General features: G+C 51.3%; 20 protein-coding genes and 1 tRNA gene. 12 read left to right on the forward strand and 9 right to left on the reverse strand.

What is annotated here, in order from left to right; translation table 11 throughout:
• Positions 1-41 precede the first annotated feature (41 nt).
• The 4 genes from prmA (at position 42) to purH (ending at position 4054) form a co-directional block, all read left to right on the forward strand.
• Positions 42-953 (forward strand): 50S ribosomal protein L11 methyltransferase, encoded by a 912-nt coding sequence (gene prmA, locus HVE01_RS08650; protein ID WP_125748230.1) that lies wholly within the window; start codon positions 42-44, stop codon positions 951-953.
• Between the two features lie 99 nt (positions 954-1052).
• On the forward strand, positions 1053-2093 hold the full coding sequence (dusB, locus tag HVE01_RS08655) for a tRNA dihydrouridine synthase DusB (RefSeq protein WP_146943574.1): 1041 nt from the start codon (positions 1053-1055) through the stop codon (positions 2091-2093).
• On the forward strand, positions 2090-2413 hold the full coding sequence (gene fis, locus HVE01_RS08660; protein WP_125748236.1) for a DNA-binding transcriptional regulator Fis: 324 nt from the start codon (positions 2090-2092) through the stop codon (positions 2411-2413). The genes dusB and fis overlap by 4 nt, the downstream gene beginning before the upstream one ends.
• A gap of 60 nt (positions 2414-2473) precedes the next feature.
• Entirely contained in the window at positions 2474-4054 is a 1581-nt protein-coding gene (gene purH / locus HVE01_RS08665; protein WP_146943576.1) for a bifunctional phosphoribosylaminoimidazolecarboxamide formyltransferase/IMP cyclohydrolase, read from the forward strand.
• A 112-nt stretch (positions 4055-4166) separates the two neighbouring features.
• On the opposite strand, the gene HVE01_RS08670 is transcribed toward purH, so the two are convergent.
• The gene (locus HVE01_RS08670; RefSeq protein WP_146943578.1) at positions 4167-5624 is read right to left on the reverse strand and encodes an NAD-dependent succinate-semialdehyde dehydrogenase; all 1458 of its coding nucleotides are present in this window, start codon (positions 5622-5624) and stop codon (positions 4167-4169) included.
• 119 nt (positions 5625-5743) lie between these two features.
• Positions 5744-6295 (reverse strand): GTP cyclohydrolase I FolE, encoded by a 552-nt coding sequence (gene folE / locus HVE01_RS08675; RefSeq protein WP_125748245.1) that lies wholly within the window; start codon positions 6293-6295, stop codon positions 5744-5746.
• A gap of 297 nt (positions 6296-6592) precedes the next feature.
• Between folE and HVE01_RS08680 the strand changes: the two genes are divergently transcribed.
• On the forward strand, positions 6593-7186 hold the full coding sequence (locus tag HVE01_RS08680; RefSeq protein WP_125748248.1) for a hypothetical protein: 594 nt from the start codon (positions 6593-6595) through the stop codon (positions 7184-7186).
• Positions 7187-7242: 56 nt separating this feature from the next.
• Here the strand turns inward: HVE01_RS08680 and HVE01_RS08685 are convergent, their stop codons facing one another.
• Together HVE01_RS08685 and HVE01_RS20025 are read right to left on the reverse strand one after the other, a co-directional pair.
• Complete coding sequence (locus HVE01_RS08685) at positions 7243-8217, reverse strand: serine/threonine protein kinase (protein WP_146943580.1); 975 nt, start codon at positions 8215-8217, stop codon at positions 7243-7245.
• Positions 8218-8250: 33 nt separating this feature from the next.
• Positions 8251-8625 carry a ComF family protein gene (locus HVE01_RS20025; protein ID WP_240645180.1) on the reverse strand — a complete coding sequence of 125 codons (375 nt, stop codon included), beginning with the start codon at positions 8623-8625 and terminating at the stop codon, positions 8251-8253.
• 431 nt (positions 8626-9056) lie between these two features.
• Between HVE01_RS20025 and HVE01_RS08695 the strand changes: the two genes are divergently transcribed.
• The 3 genes from HVE01_RS08695 to HVE01_RS08705 all read left to right on the forward strand — a co-directional run bounded on the left by HVE01_RS08695 (position 9057) and on the right by HVE01_RS08705 (position 10982).
• Positions 9057-9141, forward strand: a tRNA-Leu gene (locus tag HVE01_RS08695).
• 158 nt (positions 9142-9299) lie between these two features.
• Positions 9300-9929, forward strand: coding sequence for a hypothetical protein (locus tag HVE01_RS08700; RefSeq protein WP_146943584.1), 630 nt, complete (start codon positions 9300-9302; stop codon positions 9927-9929).
• Positions 9930-9968: 39 nt separating this feature from the next.
• Positions 9969-10982 (forward strand): hypothetical protein, encoded by a 1014-nt coding sequence (locus tag HVE01_RS08705; RefSeq protein WP_146943586.1) that lies wholly within the window; start codon positions 9969-9971, stop codon positions 10980-10982.
• A 130-nt stretch (positions 10983-11112) separates the two neighbouring features.
• Here HVE01_RS08705 and HVE01_RS08710 read toward each other — a convergent pair whose 3' ends face one another.
• A complete protein-coding gene (locus tag HVE01_RS08710; RefSeq protein ID WP_146943588.1) occupies positions 11113-11874 on the reverse strand; it encodes an SDR family oxidoreductase in 762 nt (253 codons plus the stop codon).
• Between the two features lie 229 nt (positions 11875-12103).
• Here HVE01_RS08710 and HVE01_RS08715 point away from each other — a divergent pair, with 229 nt between their 5' ends.
• The 4 genes from HVE01_RS08715 to HVE01_RS08730 all read left to right on the forward strand — a co-directional run bounded on the left by HVE01_RS08715 (position 12104) and on the right by HVE01_RS08730 (position 15692).
• Positions 12104-12574, forward strand: coding sequence for an FxsA family protein (locus tag HVE01_RS08715; protein WP_125748412.1), 471 nt, complete (start codon positions 12104-12106; stop codon positions 12572-12574).
• A gap of 231 nt (positions 12575-12805) precedes the next feature.
• Positions 12806-13099 carry a co-chaperone GroES gene (locus HVE01_RS08720; RefSeq protein WP_125748415.1) on the forward strand — a complete coding sequence of 98 codons (294 nt, stop codon included), beginning with the start codon at positions 12806-12808 and terminating at the stop codon, positions 13097-13099.
• A gap of 58 nt (positions 13100-13157) precedes the next feature.
• A complete protein-coding gene (groL, locus tag HVE01_RS08725) occupies positions 13158-14801 on the forward strand; it encodes a chaperonin GroEL (RefSeq protein ID WP_125748418.1) in 1644 nt (547 codons plus the stop codon).
• Between the two features lie 156 nt (positions 14802-14957).
• A complete protein-coding gene (locus tag HVE01_RS08730; RefSeq protein WP_146943590.1) occupies positions 14958-15692 on the forward strand; it encodes an RNA methyltransferase in 735 nt (244 codons plus the stop codon).
• A 74-nt stretch (positions 15693-15766) separates the two neighbouring features.
• Here the strand turns inward: HVE01_RS08730 and HVE01_RS08735 are convergent, their stop codons facing one another.
• From HVE01_RS08735 to HVE01_RS08750, 4 genes are all read right to left on the reverse strand, one after another.
• Entirely contained in the window at positions 15767-17113 is a 1347-nt protein-coding gene (locus HVE01_RS08735) for a Na+/H+ antiporter family protein (protein ID WP_146943592.1), read from the reverse strand.
• 184 nt (positions 17114-17297) lie between these two features.
• Positions 17298-18533, reverse strand: coding sequence for an acetate/propionate family kinase (locus HVE01_RS08740; RefSeq protein ID WP_125748427.1), 1236 nt, complete (start codon positions 18531-18533; stop codon positions 17298-17300).
• 2 nt (positions 18534-18535) lie between these two features.
• Positions 18536-19966: a bifunctional enoyl-CoA hydratase/phosphate acetyltransferase gene (locus HVE01_RS08745; protein WP_125748429.1), complete on the reverse strand. Its 1431-nt coding sequence runs from the start codon at positions 19964-19966 to the stop codon at positions 18536-18538.
• 26 nt (positions 19967-19992) lie between these two features.
• Complete coding sequence (locus tag HVE01_RS08750; RefSeq protein ID WP_186808823.1) at positions 19993-20202, reverse strand: Rossmann-fold NAD(P)-binding domain-containing protein; 210 nt, start codon at positions 20200-20202, stop codon at positions 19993-19995.
• Positions 20203-20283 lie beyond the last annotated feature (81 nt).

A 20283-nucleotide genomic window follows, 5' to 3' on the forward strand; every position in this document is an offset into this window, starting at 1 on the left:
TTTACCTTTGCGTGAATGCACGTACGCAGTGGAGATTACTGATGCCCTGGCTCCAACTCAAAGCCCATGTTGCTCCAGAACAAGCCGAACTACTCGAAGATCTACTGCTAGAGGAAGGCGCAACGGCCATTGGCCTACAAGACGCCCATGATGATCCCGTCTTCGAACCTGAGCGAGGTACTACCCCGCTTTGGCAAGATACAATTCTGACCGGCCTATATGACGACTTAGGTGGCGTTGAAGCCATGCTTGAGCGTATTCAGGCCGCTTGGTCTGAGCAAGTCCCCGGCGAACCCTGCCCAACGATTGAGTATGAACTATTAGCCGACAGAGACTGGGAAAGAGAGTGGATGGATGACTTTACGCCGTTGCGAATGGGCCAACGGCTATGGATTGTGCCGAGCTGGCATGAGCCACCAGAAGCCAATGCTGTCAATCTCATTCTTGACCCAGGCCTTGCATTTGGCACTGGCACCCACCCCACGACAGCGCTTTGCCTGGAGTGGTTGGATAGCCTGGCAGTTAGTGGCGAACTGGAAGATAAAACCGTTCTGGATGTGGGCTGCGGCTCCGGCATTCTTGCCATTGCCGCACTAAAGCTCGGTGCTATCCATGCGGACGCCACTGATATAGATCCACAGGCACTTCAGGCAAGCCGAGACAATGCGGCGCGCAATCAGATTAGCGACGCACAATTGTCGCTTTACTATCCAGAACAACTGAACGACGGCCACTACCCCGTCGTCACGGCTAATATTCTAGCGGGACCATTAGTTGAGTTAGCCCCAATGATTGCAGGTCATGTCGCGCCCGGCGGACAAATAGCACTGTCTGGCATTTTAGCTAACCAAGCGGATGAGGTCTTGCAAGCCTACGAAGCCCAGGGCTTGACAATGGAAGAGCCCACAATTCGCGAAGGGTGGGTTCGCCTATCAGGCCACCGCGCTGTTTAATCTAGCCAACGGCCTTCACCCCATCGCCGAGTAGGCGTATCATACGCCCCCTTGAAACGCCTACTCGGCGATTATTATCTGTATCAACAGCGCAGCACAATGACCACACAAAACTTTCAGCCACCAATGATAGGGCCTTACCAGTTACCCAACCAAGTTATCTTGGCGCCGATGGCTGGCGTTACCGACCGCCCGTTTCGCCAACTTTGTAGGCGTTTAGGTGCGGGATGGGTGGTCGGCGAAATGGTGACAGCTGACCCCTCTCTTTGGCATACCCGAAAGTCCAAGCTACGTATGGATCACCAAGGCGAGCCTGACCCACGGGTTGTACAAATTGCCGGGGGAGATGCTGAAATGCTGGCCAATGCTGCGCGCCTTAACGCCGAACTAGGCGCCCAGGTGATTGATATCAACATGGGATGCCCGGCTAAAAAGGTCTGTAATAAGGCGGCTGGCTCTGCCCTAATGCGTGATGAAGCGCTTGTAGCCGAGATTCTGGACGCCGTTGTTAAGGCTGTTGATATTCCAGTTACCTTAAAAATCCGCACAGGCTGGTCAGCTGAAGCTAACAATGGCCTACGCATTGCTAAACTCGCGGAATCCGCAGGCATCCAAGCCTTAGCAGTACATGGACGTCATCGAGAGCAGCGCTATACTGGATGGGCTGAGTACGACACTATCGCTGAAATTAAGTCGCACCTGACGATACCGGTAATCGCCAATGGGGATATTACCAGCCCTCAAAAGGCCAAAGAGGTCTTGTCATATACAGGTGCAGATGCAGTAATGATTGGCCGCGGAGCGCAAGGTAACCCATGGATATTCGAGCAGATTACCCACTACCTTGCCCATGGTGAGCTGCTAACACCCGCGACTCTTGATGAGCGCCGCGACGTTCTCAATGAACACTTACAAGCTCTGCACACGTTTTACGGCGATACAATGGGTGTTCGTATAGCACGCAAACACCTTGGTTGGTACTTGAATGAAGACCCGCGCTTCAACGACAAACAGTATTATCTGCTGAAGCAGCAATTTAATGCGCTTGCCACCCCAGCATCGCAACTTGATTGGATTAATGATGCCATGACGCAAGACGCTGCAGAGCGTCTGCTAGCTAAAGGAAGCCATGCTGCATGACTGAACGCGACCTGCTTTCGAACGAGCTCTCTCACCGTCTTACAGGCACTCTGGCAGACCCTGCCGCGAGCGCACCGCCTCAACCACTTAGAGAAGCGGTTGAAACGGCGATACGTCGTTACTTCGAGCATCTCGATGGCAGCCAGGCAACTGATCTCTACGCGATGGTGATGGCCGAAGTAGAAGCGCCACTACTTAGCTGCGTAATGGAACATACTGAAGGCAACCAAACCCGCGCCGCGGATGTATTGGGCTTAAACCGTGGCACATTGCGCAAAAAACTTAAGCTCTATGGATTGATTGAAGGTGACGCCCCATAAGGGGCGTTGTTGTTTGTAATTTTCGATGTTAACTCCTTGACTCTGCACACGAGCACTCTAATGGCTGATAGTACTGCTACCCCCGTCCGTCGCGCCCTTTTGAGCGTATCCGATAAAACCGGCATTGTTGAATTCGCCCGCGGCTTAAGCCAGCACGGCGTAGAACTTCTGTCGACTGGCGGGACCTTCCGACTGCTTCAGGAAAACTCAGTTCCTGTTAAAGAAGTCTCTGAGCACACGGGTTTTCCTGAAATCATGGATGGCCGTGTAAAAACACTGCACCCCAAGATCCATGGTGGAATTCTGGCACGCCGCGGTCAGGATGATGCAGTGATGGCAGAAAACGACATTGCCCCCATCGACATGGTGGTTGTTAATCTTTACCCATTTGCCGCCACTGTCGCCAACCCAGACTGCACACTGGAAGACGCCATCGAAAATATCGATATCGGCGGACCGACCATGGTGCGTGCATGCGCCAAAAATCACGCCTTTACCACCATCGTGGTAAATGCTGATGACTATGCTCGGGTACTGGGAGAGCTGGCTGCGCAAGACGGTCAAGTGAGCGCCGCCACCCGCTTTGACCTGGCCGTGAAAGCATTTGAGCACACCGCCGGTTATGATGGCGCCATTGCCAATTACCTAGGCCGTAAAGTGACTAGCGAAAACGCAACGTTTGCTCGCACTTTCAACCTGCAATTAGACAAAAAGCAGGACATGCGATACGGCGAAAACCCACATCAGCAAGCTGCTTTTTATATAGACCCTCAAGCCAGCGAGCCAAGCGTCGCCACTGCAAAAAGCCTACAAGGTAAGCCACTCTCCTTTAACAATGTAGCTGACACAGATGCAGCATTTGAATGCGTTAAAGCGTTTGATGAAACTGCTTGTGTGATTGTCAAACATGCCAACCCTTGCGGTGTAGCTATTGGCGCCACTGCACTTGAAGCATATGACAAAGCCTTCGCTACCGATCCGACCAGTGCTTTTGGTGGCATTATTGCGTTTAACGTAGCGCTAGATGCTGAAACCGCTCGGGCAATTATTGATCGCCAGTTTGTTGAAGTGATTATCGCCCCCGGCGTGAGTAATGAGGCAGCGGCTATCGTGGCAGAGAAGCAGAATGTACGCCTGCTTGATGTCAGCGCCCACTGGCCTGGCGAAACACAGCCCGCTTTTGACTTTAAACGTGTTAACGGCGGACTGTTGGTACAAGAGCGCGACCAGGGTATGGTCACCCGCGAAGAACTGACGGTGGTTAGCGAGCGCGTTCCAACAGAACAAGAACTGCGTGACCTGGGTTTTGCTTGGCGAGTCGCTAAATTCGTTAAATCGAATGCGATTGTTTACGCCAAAGAGGGTCAAACAGTCGGTGTTGGCGCCGGCCAAATGAGCCGCGTTTACTCAGCGAAAATTGCGGGCATTAAAGCGGCAGATGAAGGTCTTTCAGTGCCAGGCTCGGTAATGGCGTCAGATGCATTCTTCCCGTTCCGCGATGGCATTGATGCTGCCGCAGCCGCAGGCATTACCGCCGTTATTCAGCCCGGCGGTTCCATGCGTGACCAGGAAGTCATTGATGCCGCTAACGAAGCGGGCATTGCCATGGTATTTACCGGCATGCGCCACTTCCGTCATTAATCGCCTCATCCTGCCATAAAAGCAGGCCCCCAACGGATTGCCGATGGGGGCCTGCTTGCTGATAGCGCTGTTTATTTATAGCACTGTTTATTTATAGAGCTTGCGCCTGTGCTTAACCTAGATCAATACACAGATATTTTGTCTCAAGGTACTCTTCCAAACCTTGGTGCCCACCTTCACGCCCAAGACCGGATGCTTTAACGCCACCAAAAGGCGCGGCCGCATTAGAAATAAGGCCGGTGTTAATGCCCACCATGCCATAGTCAAGCGCATCAGCGACGCGCCAAACGCGCCCCAGATCCTGGGAGTAGAAATAGGAGGCTAAACCATACTCAGTATCATTAGCCATCTCGATAGCAGTTTCCTCTTCATCGAAGGGAAAAACCGCCGCCAGAGGGCCAAAGGTTTCTTCGTGAGCCACCTTCATCTTATCTGTTGCAAAGCTAATCAGCGTTGGAGTAAAGAAGTTGCCACCTAGCGGATGCGGATGACCACCTAGCAGCAGCTCTGCCCCATTATCGACTGCATCCTGCACATGCTCACTGACCTTTTTGACCGCGTCACCGTCGATCAAAGGGCCAATGTTAATATTGGGCTCGGTACCATTACCCACGTACAGCTCACTATTCATAGCAACCGCCAACTTCTCACAGAAGGCGTTAATAACGCTAGACTGCACCAAAAACCGGTTAGTGCACACGCATGTTTGACCAGCATTACGAAACTTCGCAGCCATGGCACCTTCTACAGCGGCATCAAGGTCTGCATCTTCAAACACGATAAAGGGCGCATTCCCCCCCAGCTCAAGGGATATTTTTTGCACATGCTCAGCCGCCTGAGCCATAAGCTTGCGGCCAACTTCTGTGGAACCCGTAAAGGTGATTTTGCGCACTTTGGGTGATTGAGTAAGCGCACTGGCAATATCCGCAGCGCTGCCAGGCACCACATTGAACACGCCACGAGGAATGCCTGCTCTCTCTGCCAACAGGGCGAGAGCCGTTGCAGAAAATGGCGTTTGGCTTGCAGGCTTAACGACAATCGTACACCCCGCTGCCAACGCGGCACCGGCTTTACGCGTGATCATAGCAGCCGGAAAATTCCAAGGCGTAATAGCCCCCACAACACCGACAGGCTGTTTTGTCACTACAATACGCTGGTTTGCTTTAGCGGCGGGAATAGTCTCGCCATAAACACGGCGCGCTTCTTCAGCAAACCAACGTAAAAAGCTAGCGGCGTAGGCAATTTCGCCCTCTGCCTCTTTTACTGGTTTGCCTTGCTCGTAGGTCATGAGCAAGGCGAGATCATGTTTATGCTCCAGCATAAGATCATGCCACTTCAGCAACAGATCAGCTCGTTCTTGAGCTGTCAGCGCACGCCAAGCGGGTAACGCGGCATCCGCTGCATCGATAGCGCGCTCTGTCTCAGCTTTACCTAGTCGAGGCATGTCGCCTACGGACTCACCGGTTGCAGGGTTTAAGACATTAATTTGCTCACCGCTGTCGGCGGCTACCCAGCTACCATCGATATAGGCAAACGGGCAATACAGCTGTGTTTCTTTCAGCGCTTCCATGACAGACTCCTGACCAAATATTGGCCTCACGGGCTCATTGACCTGTTCATGCTAAGACGAAACCACGTGTTTAACCAAATCTTTACAATGAAATCTGCCAAAGATTCTTAGCCAGTATTTCAACTGATTAACGTTAAGAATTCCTGCCGCGTGGCTTGATTGCTGCGAAAACTCCCCAGCATCACAGAAGATGTCATACTTGAATTTTGCTTTTCCACACCGCGCATCATCATGCAAAGATGGCGTGCCTCAATCACCACAGCGACACCTCTTGATTGGGTAACTTGCTGCACTGCCTCGGCAATTTCACGCGTCAAGTTTTCTTGGATTTGCATACGCCTAGCGTACATATCAACAATGCGGGCAAACTTTGAAAGCCCGAGTACTTTTCCGCTAGGCAGATAAGCGATATGACATTTGCCAATAAAGGGTAGCAAGTGGTGCTCACACATGGAGTACAGCTCAATGTCTTTTACAAGGACCATTTCATCTGTTTGCGACTCAAATACCGCGCCATTAACAATCTCCTCAAGTGATTGCTGATAGCCAGCAGTTAAGAACTGCATTGCTTTTGCGGCTCTTTTGGGTGTATCGCGCAGCCCTTCACGGTCAGGGTTTTCACCGATTGCGGTGATAATGTGGCGGTAGTGTTGAGCAATGTCGTCGGTCATTTGAAGCCTCATCAAAACTGTACGTGCTAGCCATTGAAAAACGTCTGCTCTACTAGAGCGTTTACTCAACGGCGAAATATTGCTATCTATCAATAGCTGAGAGCCGTGCGCCAATCATGTACAAAAAATATACGCGAAACAACTTTTGCACAATAAGAAACACCACACCCGGTTATTTTAACGCACCTAACCGTGCTGTGGCAGAGTGCCGCGCACCCCCCTTTGAGACTATTTAAGCTGTGCTATCATGGATCGAACTAGCCAGCTTAATTCGTAGCGCTCATCTGAGATTTCCTTATGTCATTCAAATCCGCACCATTTTTCTTAACTGCTCTATTGGGAACTGCATTGGCAACCCCCTTGTTAGCCGCTGAACAGACATTAACACTACCTAAAGGTGCTAGTGTCGGTGTCGAGGTGATCGAAGAGTTTGCTTTTAGCGACAGCCAATCGCGTTATGAAGCTATCTTACTTCATCCCACTCAAGCTGGCGGTGCCTCACACCAGCTACCCGAATACTGCGTTTTAGTTGCCAATGCACAGCTCACTAATGGGCGTATTCGTATTACAACGCAAGACGCAACCTGCATTGAAACACACGATGCTGAAAGCGCTATTTTTACAGGTTCATTTAGTGCAGGTGCCTATGCGGCAGATGGACAGTACGGCCTTGCCTGTGATGAGCCGTCTTGTACCCTATCGCCAGGCCAAGCATTCGTGGTAACGCTGGATGAAGATATCGACATCAACGCTCAAGACAACCCTTCAGCGGAAATTAATGCTGCTCGACGGGAGGCTGATGGAGAAGGCGTAGCCAACCCCATCCCTTCAGATCGGCCTGATCCCGATGCAAGCGCTGAAAACCCACGCTCCGTCAATCAACCTGAATAGAACCACGTTACTCATCGTCAATGGGGGCGAGGCTTAATTAACTACCGCTGCAATTGTTATGCTAGCCAAATAGGCTTTTCAAGCTGTAACAGCTGCTGTTCAAGCTGGCGGATATGCTGATCCCAATATCCGCTCTCCGCCAGCCATGGAAAGGCACGAGGAAAGGCCGGGTCATCCCAACGAGAAACAAGCCATGCGGTGTATCGGATAAGGCGATAAGCCCGCAATGGCTCGATCAGCGACAGCTGGTGTTGCGGAAATGCTTGCTCCTCTTCATAGCCTTCAACAATTTCACTTAGCTGCGCTCGCCAACCGGATAGATCATCAACAGGTAACAGCATCCATATATCTTGGATAGCGGGCGCCATAAGACAATCGTCAAAATCCACCAAGGTAAATGAGTCATCTCTTCCTAGCACATTGCCCAAATGACAATCACCATGCGTTCGAATCATTTGATCGCTGGCAATGGGGTGCTTTTCTAATTGAGCTAGTATTTTCTGAACAACGTTATGATAAGCGCGCTGCTGATGCTTGCTTAGTCTTTTACTGTCGATAACACGCGCCACCGCATCATCAATACCGAGCTGCCACGCTACACTTGGACGATACTGAAATGCCTTTCGTGATGACACTGCATGTAGCCGCCCTAATGCATTACCCAATGCAAAAAGATGCGACGGATTGTCTAGCTCAGGCGCTTGACCACTGCACTGCGGATAAAGCGTGAAGCGAAATTGCTGGTAAGTATGGAGTGATTGGCCATGCGGGTCACACCAGGGTGCAACAACGGGCACATTTGCAGCAGCCAACTCTTGAAGAAAATCATGCTCTTCCTGAATAGTCTCATCCGACCAACGACCAGGACGATAGAATTTCACAACCCAGCGCTCACCGTCATCGTCACGAAACATCAGCACTCGATTTTCATAGCTATTAAGTGCAAACGGCTCACCAGCCGGCCAAATCCCAACAGACTCCGCAGCAGACATCACAGTGTCCGGAGAAAGCGTACTAAACGGGTGTGGCATATACCGCTCCTGTGCAATTAAGCCTGCATTCTATCAATTATGCACCAGAGGTGTTCGAGCAACCGCCCAAATATCGACACGTTTAGCACCCGCACGAAGCGCCTCTTCAGCAAGTGCTTGGCAGGTTGCGCCAGTAGTGACAACGTCGTCAATGATAGTGAGATGTGATGGCAGAGGGCCATTAATGTGAAAAGCACCTATCAAATTTTTTGCTCGCTCTTTTCTGCTTAACGTCCGCTGAGACGGCAACTGGTGACTACATTCAGCCGTTACTACGGGCAATTTGACCCGCTTGCCTAATTGACCAGCCAACCAGTGAGACTGATTAAAACCACGCTTCCGCGCTCGGGTGCTATGCATCGGCACCGGCAATAGCCCCTCCCCCAAGCTACTAGGTGGTTTACTCATCATCAGCTCTACCAGCAGCATGCCCGCACGGGGTGACGCATTGAATTTAAAGTCATGAACTAACGCTCTTATAGGCTCTTCAAATAAAAGCTCCGCCGTCGCGGCAGTAAACGCAGGAGGTCTCTCTCTACAGTGCCCACAGACGGGTTGAGCGGATGCCTCGCCCCCAACCGCCAAGGGCTCTTTACACTGCCAGCAGCCATGAGCATTCCAGGGCAACTGTGCAAAGCACTCCTGGCACCAACCACTACTGGTTTGCTGGGGAGATAGGCAAAACGCACAATAACCTGGCAACCCCTTTTTGGCCCAAGCGCTTGCACAATGTACTAACCGCGTCAGGAGCATACTTTCCTCAGACTGATTTAATTAACAATTTTAGTGACACACCGTTGACATTAATACGAATGCTGTTAATATACGTCTCGTCTTCAGCGGATGTGGTGGAATTGGTAGACACGCTAGATTTAGGTTCTAGTGCCGTAAGGTGTGGGAGTTCGAGTCTCCCCATCCGCACCAATTTAAAGGTCTTCACCTTCGAAAAATTCGGTAGCTTTATGCTAACCGAATTTTTTTGTTTTCCGACTCTAACATTACTCAACTAGCTGACCCCAACCTCTTTTTGAGCTACGTTAGCAGTTATCAATGCCACTTTGATTTGAGAAGGATCTCAACCCATGGAATGGCTTAAAGATAACGCCCAGGCAATCTCTGCGATTGCCAGCATCTGCACCCTTCTTGTCTGGGTATTTTATGCCCAGCTGCTTTACAACGGCTATGTCCGCCAGAGACGTCCTAGGATTATCGTTAATAGAGGCAAGGGTATTGGCAAAGACGCGCTGTGCTTAATAAGCAACATGAGCAGTGAAGCCATTTATATTCAGCATTTAGTGGCCGTTTTACACACTAATGAGCACAGCTATGAGCTTGATGTTGTGGAATATCAGCAGCAAAGCGGTGATGATGAAAACGCAGGCTATCGGACGCACCAAGGTCCCCTGGCGTCGGGCGACTATCTTCACATACAATCGTTTGGTTCTATCTTGCAGCAGCTTATCCACCATTATGGTATTGATGAGCACTCTTTAAGACAGCATACTCCTCAGCTCGAAATACGCGTCATCGCTATTTATAGCTCTGAAGATATGCCTGTCGGCGCAACACGGCACTTTGAATTAAACTTGTCAGCCGACCCTCTTTACCAACTAACCCCGCTACAGGTCGATACGAAACGTATGACCAGCCGCCGGGAAAGACAACGCGTACTGCAATGGGCTAAAGATATTGAAATGTACAAAGCAAAATAATATGTCGCATTCAGACAACATTTTTCTAGGGAGCCTTCGATGAAACCAGTGCTCGCTGTCTTTTTCTTTGGCGTATTTTGTGCACTATCGCCAAACGCCTATTCTGCTGAAACCTATGCTACCGAGGAAGATAGCGACAGCGACCTACCCGAATGGGCTGAAACACGCGTTGAGCCATTTCGCGCAAGCATTGGCAACTGGGTAGACAACACGTCGAGAAACATTGACGCTTTTTTTGGCGGTGATCAATCCGCTTCCGTCGACAACAGGTCTTATCTCCGCCTTGGCCAGGAAATTGACTGGATGGAAGGCGAAGGCACTAACGGTGATATTAGTGTGCGCTATCGTATCGATCTTCCCACGACAGAAGACCGACTTCGCCTAATCATTGAAAGCGATCCAGAAGAATCACAAGGCACGCTAGCTGAACAAGGCTCTGGACGGCTCTATAACGACCAGCGCGATCGCAGAACATCAACATTCGGCCTTGACTGGTTAGAAAGTAGAGACAAACGTGAGCACTGGAGCAACCGCTTTGGCGCTGGCGTTCGCCTGCGACTCCCCCTTGACCCCTATGTCCGCTTTACCAGTGAGCGCCTATGGGACTTAAAGGATAGCCCCTGGCAGTTAGAATCATTTAATCGACTATCCTGGTTTAACAACTCAGGTTATTCAGCACGCACCGAGTGGGATCTTGGCCGACCATTATCTACCAATCGCCACCTGCGATTTATTACCAACGTGCAATGGCGTGAGGAAGAGGACACGCTTGAGTACAGCGAGGTAGTGCAGCTAAACCAGCGCTTAAACAGCCGTAGCGCACTTCGTTACTCAGCTATCGCCATTGGTGAAAGCCTGTCTAGTCCGCGAATGACAAACTATTATCTGCAAACCCGCTACCGCAGAGACATCCATAAAGGAATACTGTTTGCAGATGTCATTCCAGAGCTGCATTTTCAGCGAGAGGTCAGCTACGACCCACGCTGGGCGATGACATTACGGGTAGAAATGTACTTCCAGCGAGAGCTACAGCGCGATCACTTCCGCTTCTAGTCATTAGCGCCCCACCACAAACACACGATAGGCCATTGACAGTTCTGCCAATGGCCTATTAGTTAGTTGCCACCGTTAGCAGCGATACTAGTCGCACCAGCTCTATTGGCAACCGCTGATTTTTAGTGATTTAAAGCCGCAAACCACCGTCACACTCGATAATTCGCGCCGTGAAGTAGTCATTTTCAAAAATGAAGGCAACGCTTCTCGCGATGTCATCTGGATTACCCAACCGCTTAAGAGGCACATTCGAAGCGATTCTTTCTAACATATCGGGTCGCATGGAAGCTGTCATTTCAGTCTCAACAAATCCTGGCGCCACAGTTCCAGTACGAATGCCATAGCGGGCAAGCTCTTTACCCCAGGTAACTGTTAACGCATGAACACCAGCTTTAGCAGCAGCGTAATTGCTTTGCCCCATATTTCCGGCTCGAGAAATACTTGAAATATTAACAATAACGCCCTGGTGACCAGCTTCTACCATCTGCGTTGCCGCTTCACGGCCGCACAGGAAAACGCCGGTTAAATTAACATCAAGCACTTTTTGCCAAGCGGATAGCGACATGCGTTTTTCAACTACACCTTCTTTTGCTTTGATCAGCAAATCGTCATCAGTGATTCCCGCATTGTTAATACAACCACTTATCGGCCCCATGCGAACTGCAATGTCAGCAAATGCCTGCTCCACTGACTGCTCATCGGCCACATTTGTCACAAAGGCGTGCGCCTGAATATCTTGAGACGCTAACACCGATACCGCCTCATCCAGTGTTTCTGCACTCATATCCAAAAGCGCCAGCCGGGCACCTTGACTACCTAGCCGCTTCGCCATAGCAAAGCCTAGACCGCGGGCTCCCCCGGTAATCGCGATCACTTTATTTGTCAGGTTCATCTGATTCTCCTTAGACCAATACTTATAAAGACCGGCACTTAAAATTGCTTACTAAGCGCTACCTATATCGCCTCTTAAAAGGTCACCGTTGTGCATCGCAGCATAAAGACTATTGAACGAAATATCGAGCATTAGAACACACACGTAAGCATGCTAACCGAACGTTGGCTGCTTGTTTTCACGAATTCTGCCACCATATTGACCAATTACGTTTGTTATGGAGTCTGTCATGCCCATTCTTCTTTTTATATCGCTGTTTACGTTAGTTGATTTTGTACTACTGTTTTCTATCGGTAGCCAAATTGGTTTATTAACCACTCTGCTTCTAGTACTGGGCACTGGCTTCATCGGTCTACACCTAATTCGCAAAGAGGGTGTTTCCACTCTGGCGCGTGCGCGACAGCGCATGCAAGTGGGCGAAATTCCTTCTCAAGAGCTGTTTACTGGAGCCGCACTAATTTTCGGTGGTGCCCTACTTTTGGCCCCAGGCTTTCTTTCTGATGCGTTAGGCATCGCCTGCCTGCTACCGAACGCTCGCCAGTTAATTTTTAAAGCCCTCACTTGGCTAGGCTTAAAAAGCACTGCTGACCAACAGCAGCAGACAAGCTACGAACAGCCCCATACATCCCGTTCCGGCAGTCAAGAGGGGCCAATTGAAGGCGAATTCATTAGCCGCGATGAAACAGCAAGGCGGCGCTGAGGGCTCACCGAAGAAGAATGTCAAAAAACCACATTTTTTTATCACTTGCCCCTTGAAAGGCTACGAGCAGCCCCCATTTTTTGAGTCAGCACACAAGTTCGGCGGATGCACTAGCTTTCGCCATTAACATGAAGGTGGTTTACCTTCACTTTTCGCGGGCAAGAGGCCCACGAAAATCTCATTTAGCTAACTGCCCTTATGGGCTTTGACGATACTCAGGAGAACGTGAGCATGAATATCCGTCCTTTGCACGATCGCGTCGTTGTTCGTCGCGTGGAAGAAGAGCAGAAAACCGCTGGCGGCATCGTGCTTCCGGGCAACGCCCAGGAAAAACCCACTCGCGGTGAAGTCCTGGCGGTTGGTAATGGTCGCATTCTCGACAGCGGTGACGTACGCCCGCTGGACGTTAAAGTTGGCGACTCGGTGATTTTCAAAGACGGTTTCGGCGTTGAGAAACAGAAAATCAACGGCGAAGAAGTTCTGATCATGAGCGAAGCCGATATCTTGGCAGTCGTCGAAGGCTAAACCTCGCCTCGACTACTTACTTTTCCTTTTAAATTTCAATGTTTAGGAAATAACGAACATGGCAGCTAAGCAAGTTAAGTTCTCCGATGATGCCCGCAAACGCATGGCACGTGGCGTTGACGTTCTGGCCAACGCAGTAAAAGTTACCCTCGGCCCGAAAGGCCGCAACGTGGTGCTGGACAAATCTTTCGGCGCACCGACCGTTACTAAAGATGGTGTATCAGTTGCCAAAGAGATCGAACTGAAAGACAAGTTCGAAAACATGGGCGCTCAGATGGTTAAGGAAGTTGCTTCCAAAACGTCTGACGCTGCAGGTGACGGTACTACTACAGCAACTGTTCTGGCCCAGGCAATTGTCGCAGAAGGCTTGAAAGGCGTTACTGCTGGCATGAACCCGATGGATCTTAAGCGCGGTATCGACCAAGCAGTTAGCGCGGCCGTTAAAGAGATTCAGGCAATGTCGGTTCCTTGCACCGATACCAAGTCGATTGCTCAGGTAGGCACAATCTCTGCTAACGGCGACAAGCGCATTGGCGAGATCATCGCTGAAGCGATGGAAAAAGTCGGCAAAGAAGGCGTCATCACCGTTGATGAAGGCCGTGGCTTCGAAGACGAGCTGGAAGTTGTTGAAGGTATGCAGTTTGATCGCGGCTACCTCTCGCCCTACTTCGTGACTAACCAAGACACCATGGCTGTCGAGCTGGAAGATCCTTACATCCTGCTCGTAGACAAAAAAATCTCCAACATCCGCGAATTATTGCCGGTGCTGGAAGCGGTAGCTAAGCAAGGCAAACCGCTCGCGATTATCGCCGAAGATATCGAAGGCGAAGCGTTAGCAACGCTGGTTGTGAACAATATGCGCGGCATCGTTAAAGTTGCTGCCGCTAAAGCACCCGGCTTCGGCGACCGTCGCAAAGCGATGCTGCAGGATATCGCTATCCTGACTAACGGCACCGTGATTTCTGAGGAAGTAGGCCTGACGCTGGAGCAAGCGAACCTGGATCACCTGGGTACCGCTAAGCGCATGACGATGTCTAAAGAAAACACCACCATCATTGATGGCGCTGGTGTTGAAAATGACATCGAAGCACGCGTTAACCAGATCCGTGCGCAGATTGAAGAAACCTCTTCTGACTACGACAAAGAGAAGCTGCAAGAGCGCGTCGCCAAGCTGGCAGGCGGTGTTGCTGTTATTCGCGTCGGTGCGGCTACCGAAGTAGAAATGAAAGAGAAGAAAGCTCGTGTTGAAGATGCACTGCACTCAACCCGCGCTGCAGTAGAAGAAGGCGTAGTACCTGGTGGCGGTACTGCACTGGTTCGCGTCATGGCTAAAGTACAAGGCCTGACTGGCGACAACGAAGACCAGAACCACGGTATCAACATGGCGCTGCGCGCTATGCAGTCTCCGCTGCGTCAGATTGTTACCAACGCCGGTGAAGAAGCCGCTGTTGTTATCAACCGCGTGAAAGATGGTGAAGGTAACTTCGGCTATAACGCACAAACAGGTGAGTACGGCGACCTGTTCGAAATGGGTGTTCTGGACCCGGCTAAAGTAACCCGTACTGCACTGCAGTCCGCTGGTTCTGTCGCTGGTCTGATGATCACCACTGAGTGCATGATCGCTGACGACCCTGAAGAGAAAGAAGCTGCTCCTGACATGGGTGGCATGGGCGGAATGGGTGGCATGGGCGGCATGATGTAATGCACCCTTGAGCCTATCGCTCTGACGTTTAACGTCGTTAAGAACCCCGCCACGGCGGGGTTCTTTTATTTGGCAATGCCTCTCACTACCTCTAACGGTAGTTAAAATCATGCTACCATCAGCGCCTTTATCCGGCAGCTGTAGGTCTTCATTACCGTGCTCTCCAATATTCGCATTGTACTAGTGCAAACCTTCCACCCAGGCAACATTGGCGCTACCGCTCGGGCGATGAAAACCATGGGCTTATCCGAGCTCGTATTGGTTAATCCTCGCGCATTCCCAGATGACGAAGCCACTCGCATGGCAGCTGGTGCAACAGATGTGCTTGAAAATGCCAGCCTTGTAAGCAGCCTTGAAGAAGCGGTTAGTGATTGCGTACAAGTGGTCGGTGCGAGTGCAAGGCTCCGTAGCCTGCCGCTGCCACACTTCGATGAACCTGATGACATGGCACAGCAGGTAATTGAGAACGCCGCACAAGCGCCGGTTGCACTGGTATTCGGGCGTGAACGCTCAGGTCTCACCAACGACGAAATACGCTGCTGCACACACCAGGTCAGCATTCCTGCCAACCCTGAATACGGTATTTTAAATCTATCGCAGGCCGTGCAGATTTTAGCCTATGAAGTACACCGTGCTTGGCGGAAGCGCGATGATAGTCACTTCATGTACCAACGGCCACTTGAAGCCACCCCACCCAGCCGCGAGCAGTTTGTGCACTTCCAGGAGCATCTTGGGCGTCTGATGCAGCAAAGTGGCTTTCTTACCCAGCCCCATGCCCGCACAGAAGAACAGCTTCAAGCGCTGTTTTCCCGGGCTCAACCCAGCCGCAAGGAGCTCTCCTTACTGCGCGGCATGCTCAGCGCTTTCGAGACGCACCTCCCCAGGCAATAATCATGGTTGTAGTATAAAAAAGGGCAGCTCATGGCTGCCCTTCTTGGTCTGCGCGATGGTTTGCGTGACAAAGCTTAAAGCGACATCGCAGCCAACCACCCAAAAGCAATCAGCGGTATATTGTAGTGCAGAAAGGTAGGCACCACGCTGTCCCACATATGATCATGCTGTCCATCAACATTTAGACCCGAGGTTGGCCCCAGCGTGGAATCGGACGCTGGCGAGCCAGCATCGCCCAGTGCAGCCGCCGTACCAACCAGTACAACCGTCGCCATTGGCGAGAAACCGAACTGCACCGCCAGCGGTACAAAAATCGCTGCGATAATGGGAATGGTTGAAAACGAAGAGCCAATCCCCAGGGTAATAAACAAACCCACCAGTAGCATAACGAACGCCGCTAAACCACGGTTATCACCAAACAGTTCAAACGCGCCTGTCACTAGCGATTCGATATCCCCTGTGGCTTTCATCACTTCTGCAAAGCCTGCCGCTGAAATCATGATGAAGCCGATTAACGCCATCATGCGCATACCACTGGTAAATAGATCGTCTGCTTCACGCCACTTAAAAATGCCCCCCAGCGAAAGCAAAGCAATCCCCACTAGCCCACCAATTATCATAGAGCCGGTATATAGCTGTAATCCTAACGCGGCCACAATAGCTACGCCCGACATCACAAGTCCAAACGTATGAGGCTTGGCAGGCGTGTGGCCCTGCTGGGCGTTAGTTGCTACTAGATCTTTATTAGTATATTCGCGCTGCCCGCGGTAGCTGAAGAACAGTGCTACCAGTAAGCCAATGGCCATTCCTCCTACCGGAATAGCCATCGCCATGGGTACCATCCCCCGGGTAATTTCCAAGCCCAATGACTCGCCAGCGCTATTTAAATTTGCCAGCAGAATATCATTCAAAAAGATCGCGCCAAATCCTACAGGTAGCAGCATATACGGAGCGGTTAAGCCAAAGGTAAGCGCACACGCCACTGCGCGGCGGTCAAGCTGGAGGCGATTCATTACCACTAACAGTGGCGGAATCAACACTGGGATAAACGCTATATGCACCGGAATGGCATTTTGTGATGAGATAGCTACTAAAAGCACTGCAACAAGCAAAAACACTTTAACCCGCGCCTGATGTGCCGCAGTTGCTTCTTTTCCCAACATTGTAATCAAGCGATTGGCCAGCATATCTGGCAGCCCTGAGCGGGAAATAGCCACCGCAAAGGCTCCAAGCGTGGCATAAGCAAGGGCAACTTGCGCGCCCCCACCAACGCCATCATTGAATGCACTGAGCGTTTCATCCAGCGAAAGACCGCCAACCAAGCCCCCTACCAGCGCGCCTACAACCAGTGCAAACACCACGGATACCCGAGCAAGCGAAAGCGCCACCATGACTAGCACAGCAAGAATTACCGCGTTCATTAAGATTCCCAGTTAGATAAGTGAGTGAGCTTACAAAAACTGACGATTCTATCAGATCAAGGGTTTCTCGGTAGCGGTAATGACTGTAGTAACCACCACAACAGAGGCTGTACTCAACCACCTCTACGAACAGTGGTTCAAGTAATCCCCTGAGCAGCATCAGGTGGCAATATTAAAACGTTGCTTAATCCATCCTATTGAGCAGCGCTAGACAGTCACTGGCGATTACTCGCTCTTCATCAGTGGGAATGACCCAAACGCCGACACGGCTACTCGTTGAGGAGATGCAAGTGGCATCACGCGCATTAGATTTTTCATCAAGTTGCATGCCCATCCACTCACACTGCGTCACAATGCGAGCACGTACCGGTGCGGCATGTTGACCAATGCCCGCAGTAAATATCAATTGATCAAGCCCGCCTAACGCACCAGCTAAGCTGGCGATTTCCCGCGCAGCGCGATAGCAGTAAAGCTCAACAGCCTCTTCGGCTTCAGGGGCATCGCTTGCAAGCAACTCGCGCATATCGCTACTTATTCCGGAGACACCGAGCAACCCTGAACGCTTGTATAAAAGCGCTGACACGTCCTCAATACTCATTTTTTCATTGCCAATTAGGTAAAGCACTACTCCTGGGTCCAAGGCACCGGAACGTGTCCCCATCGGCAATCCATCAAGCGCAGTAAACCCCATGCTGGAAGCCACACTAACCCCATCACGAATAGCACACATGCTGGCACCGTTACCCAAATGCGCCACCACCACCCGTGAACGGCGTGCATCGTCAGGTAACACATGGGCTAGAGTACGCTGAATATAATCGTAGGAAAGACCGTGGAAGCCATAGCGTATCACCCCCTTGGCCGTCAATTCCCGCGGCAAAGCAAACTGCCGAGCCACCCAGGGCTGACGAGTATGAAACGCGGTATCAAAACATGCGATCTGTGGCACGTCTGGCAACTGCGCCATCAGTAGCTTGATAGGTGCAAGTCCATGGGGCTGATGCAGCGGCGCTAAGCTTGAAAACTTTTCCAACTCGATCACGTCGTTAGCGCTTAACTTAGTCGCTTCAAAGTAAGTTTGGCCACCATGAACAACGCGGTGGCCAATGGCAATCAGGGCACTTTTATCCTCACGCTGCTCAAGCCATGCTATTAGTTTTGTGATGGCCTCTTCATGATTTACTGCTGGCGTTAGCCCTAGCGCCTTAAGTGTTTGCACATCATAGTAATGCGGAGACTGCCCAGGTTCGCGATGGGCTAATGACACGCGACATTGCGACGTTGCCAGGCCCGAAAAATGACCGCTGTAGGCGAGCGTTAACGCCTCTTGAGCACCACCGGCAGCGCCTTCAAGATTGATGTGATAAAGCGCAAACTTGACGCTGGAGGAACCGCTGTTCAGCACCAGTATTTCCTGCATGATTATGCTCCTGAAGGGCTACTAAGCAGGCTACTCCGGCGCTGATAGTCAGCAAAGAGTAACGCTAATGCACTGGATGCCATACGCGTCAACGCATCATCCGCGCGACTTGTCAGCATGATCGGCACTCTAGCGCCGATGACAACACCTGCCCCCGTCGCATCCGCTAGGTGAGTCAGTTGCTTCATCAACATATTGGCCGCTTCAAGATCTGGCGCGAGCAGGATATCGGCGCGCCCTGCCACTGACGAAACAATACCTTTGGTTCTTGCCGCCGCTTCTGAGACGGCATTATCGAAAGCCAGCGGACCGTCCAAGGTGCCACCGCTAATCTGGCCGCGCTCAGCCATCTTACATAGGGCCGCCGCATCAATCGTAGAAGTGATTTTGGGGTTGACGGTCTCAACAGCAGAAAGGATCGCCACACGAGGATTGTCGTTACCCAATGCGTGAGCTAACTCAATCGCGTTTTGAACAATATCGCGCTTTTCAGCTAGCTTAGGATAGATATTAATCGCTGCATCGGTAATCAACAATGGCCGCGGGTAGGTTGGCACATCAAAGGCCATCACATGACTAAGGCACCGCTCGGTACGCAACCCTGTGTCGCGCTTGAGCACTTCATGTAAAAGCTCATCGGTGTGCAGCGCGCCTTTCATCAACGCACCTACGTGGCCCTGACGTGCGAGTGCCACCGCTTGTTCTGCAGCCGCGTGGCTGTGGGCAACATCCACCAGCTCGAATGCACTGATATCCACCTCGGCCTTCTCAGCGGCGAGCTGTATTTTCCTTTTAGGCCCCACTAATACCGGGATGATCAGCCCTTGTGCCGCAGATTCAACCGCTCCACAAATGGCGCTTTGGTCTACCGGATGTACAACCGCAGTGGGCATGGGCGCGGGATGATCGGCAGCGGTTAGAATCTCATGCAACCTGCCACGCTCGGTTAAACGCACTTTGGGCAACAACGCGCGAGGCCGTTGGATTTTTTTAACCGGTGCCAATACGCTAGCTTCACCTTCGATTACCGTATCACCGCGTTGATTTTCGCATCGGCAAGCAAAGTTAATCCTATGTCGCTGATCGTCTTTTTCGATAGCCCTAACGGATACCCGCAGCACATCCCCCAGCCTTACGGGTGCTTTGAACTGTAACGACTGGGTAAGATAGACCGTGCCCGGCCCGGGCAGCTGTGTTCCCAGTACAGTGGATATCAGTGCGCCTCCCCACATGCCATGGGCAATCACTTCCTGAAAACGGCTACTCTTGGCGAAATCGCTGTCGACATGTGACGGATTAATATCACCTGACATCACTGCAAACAGTTTGATGTCCTCCATGGTCAGGCGTTTTTCTAGGTGGGCTTCATCACCTAGCGTAATTTCGTCATAGGTACGATTTTCAATTAGCTCATTAGCGTCATTAACCGGCATCAACTTACTCCTTTAAACCACTTCCTTTAGAAACGAAGGTGATGGCCTGCATCTACATAGTGGGTTAGCCCCGTCAGCGATGCGCCCGCATCATCAGCACTGGGCGAAGCGTAGGTCACTAAGCACGTAGCGCCAGCGTGATGCAGCGCTTGGGCACAGCCAAAAGCGATACTGTCTTGATTAGCAAGTCCCGCAACAATCCCGACCTTGCCTCGCATGGAAAAAGGATTCAGCACCACTGGCCTCCTGCTAATCAATTATCAAAAGTGGTCCTACACCAACCGATGAAGGGGGCGTCGGTGTCACCCACACTGCCC

This window comes from Vreelandella venusta, from assembly GCF_007989605.1.
GTDB classification, from domain to species: Bacteria; Pseudomonadota; Gammaproteobacteria; order Pseudomonadales; family Halomonadaceae; genus Vreelandella; species Vreelandella venusta.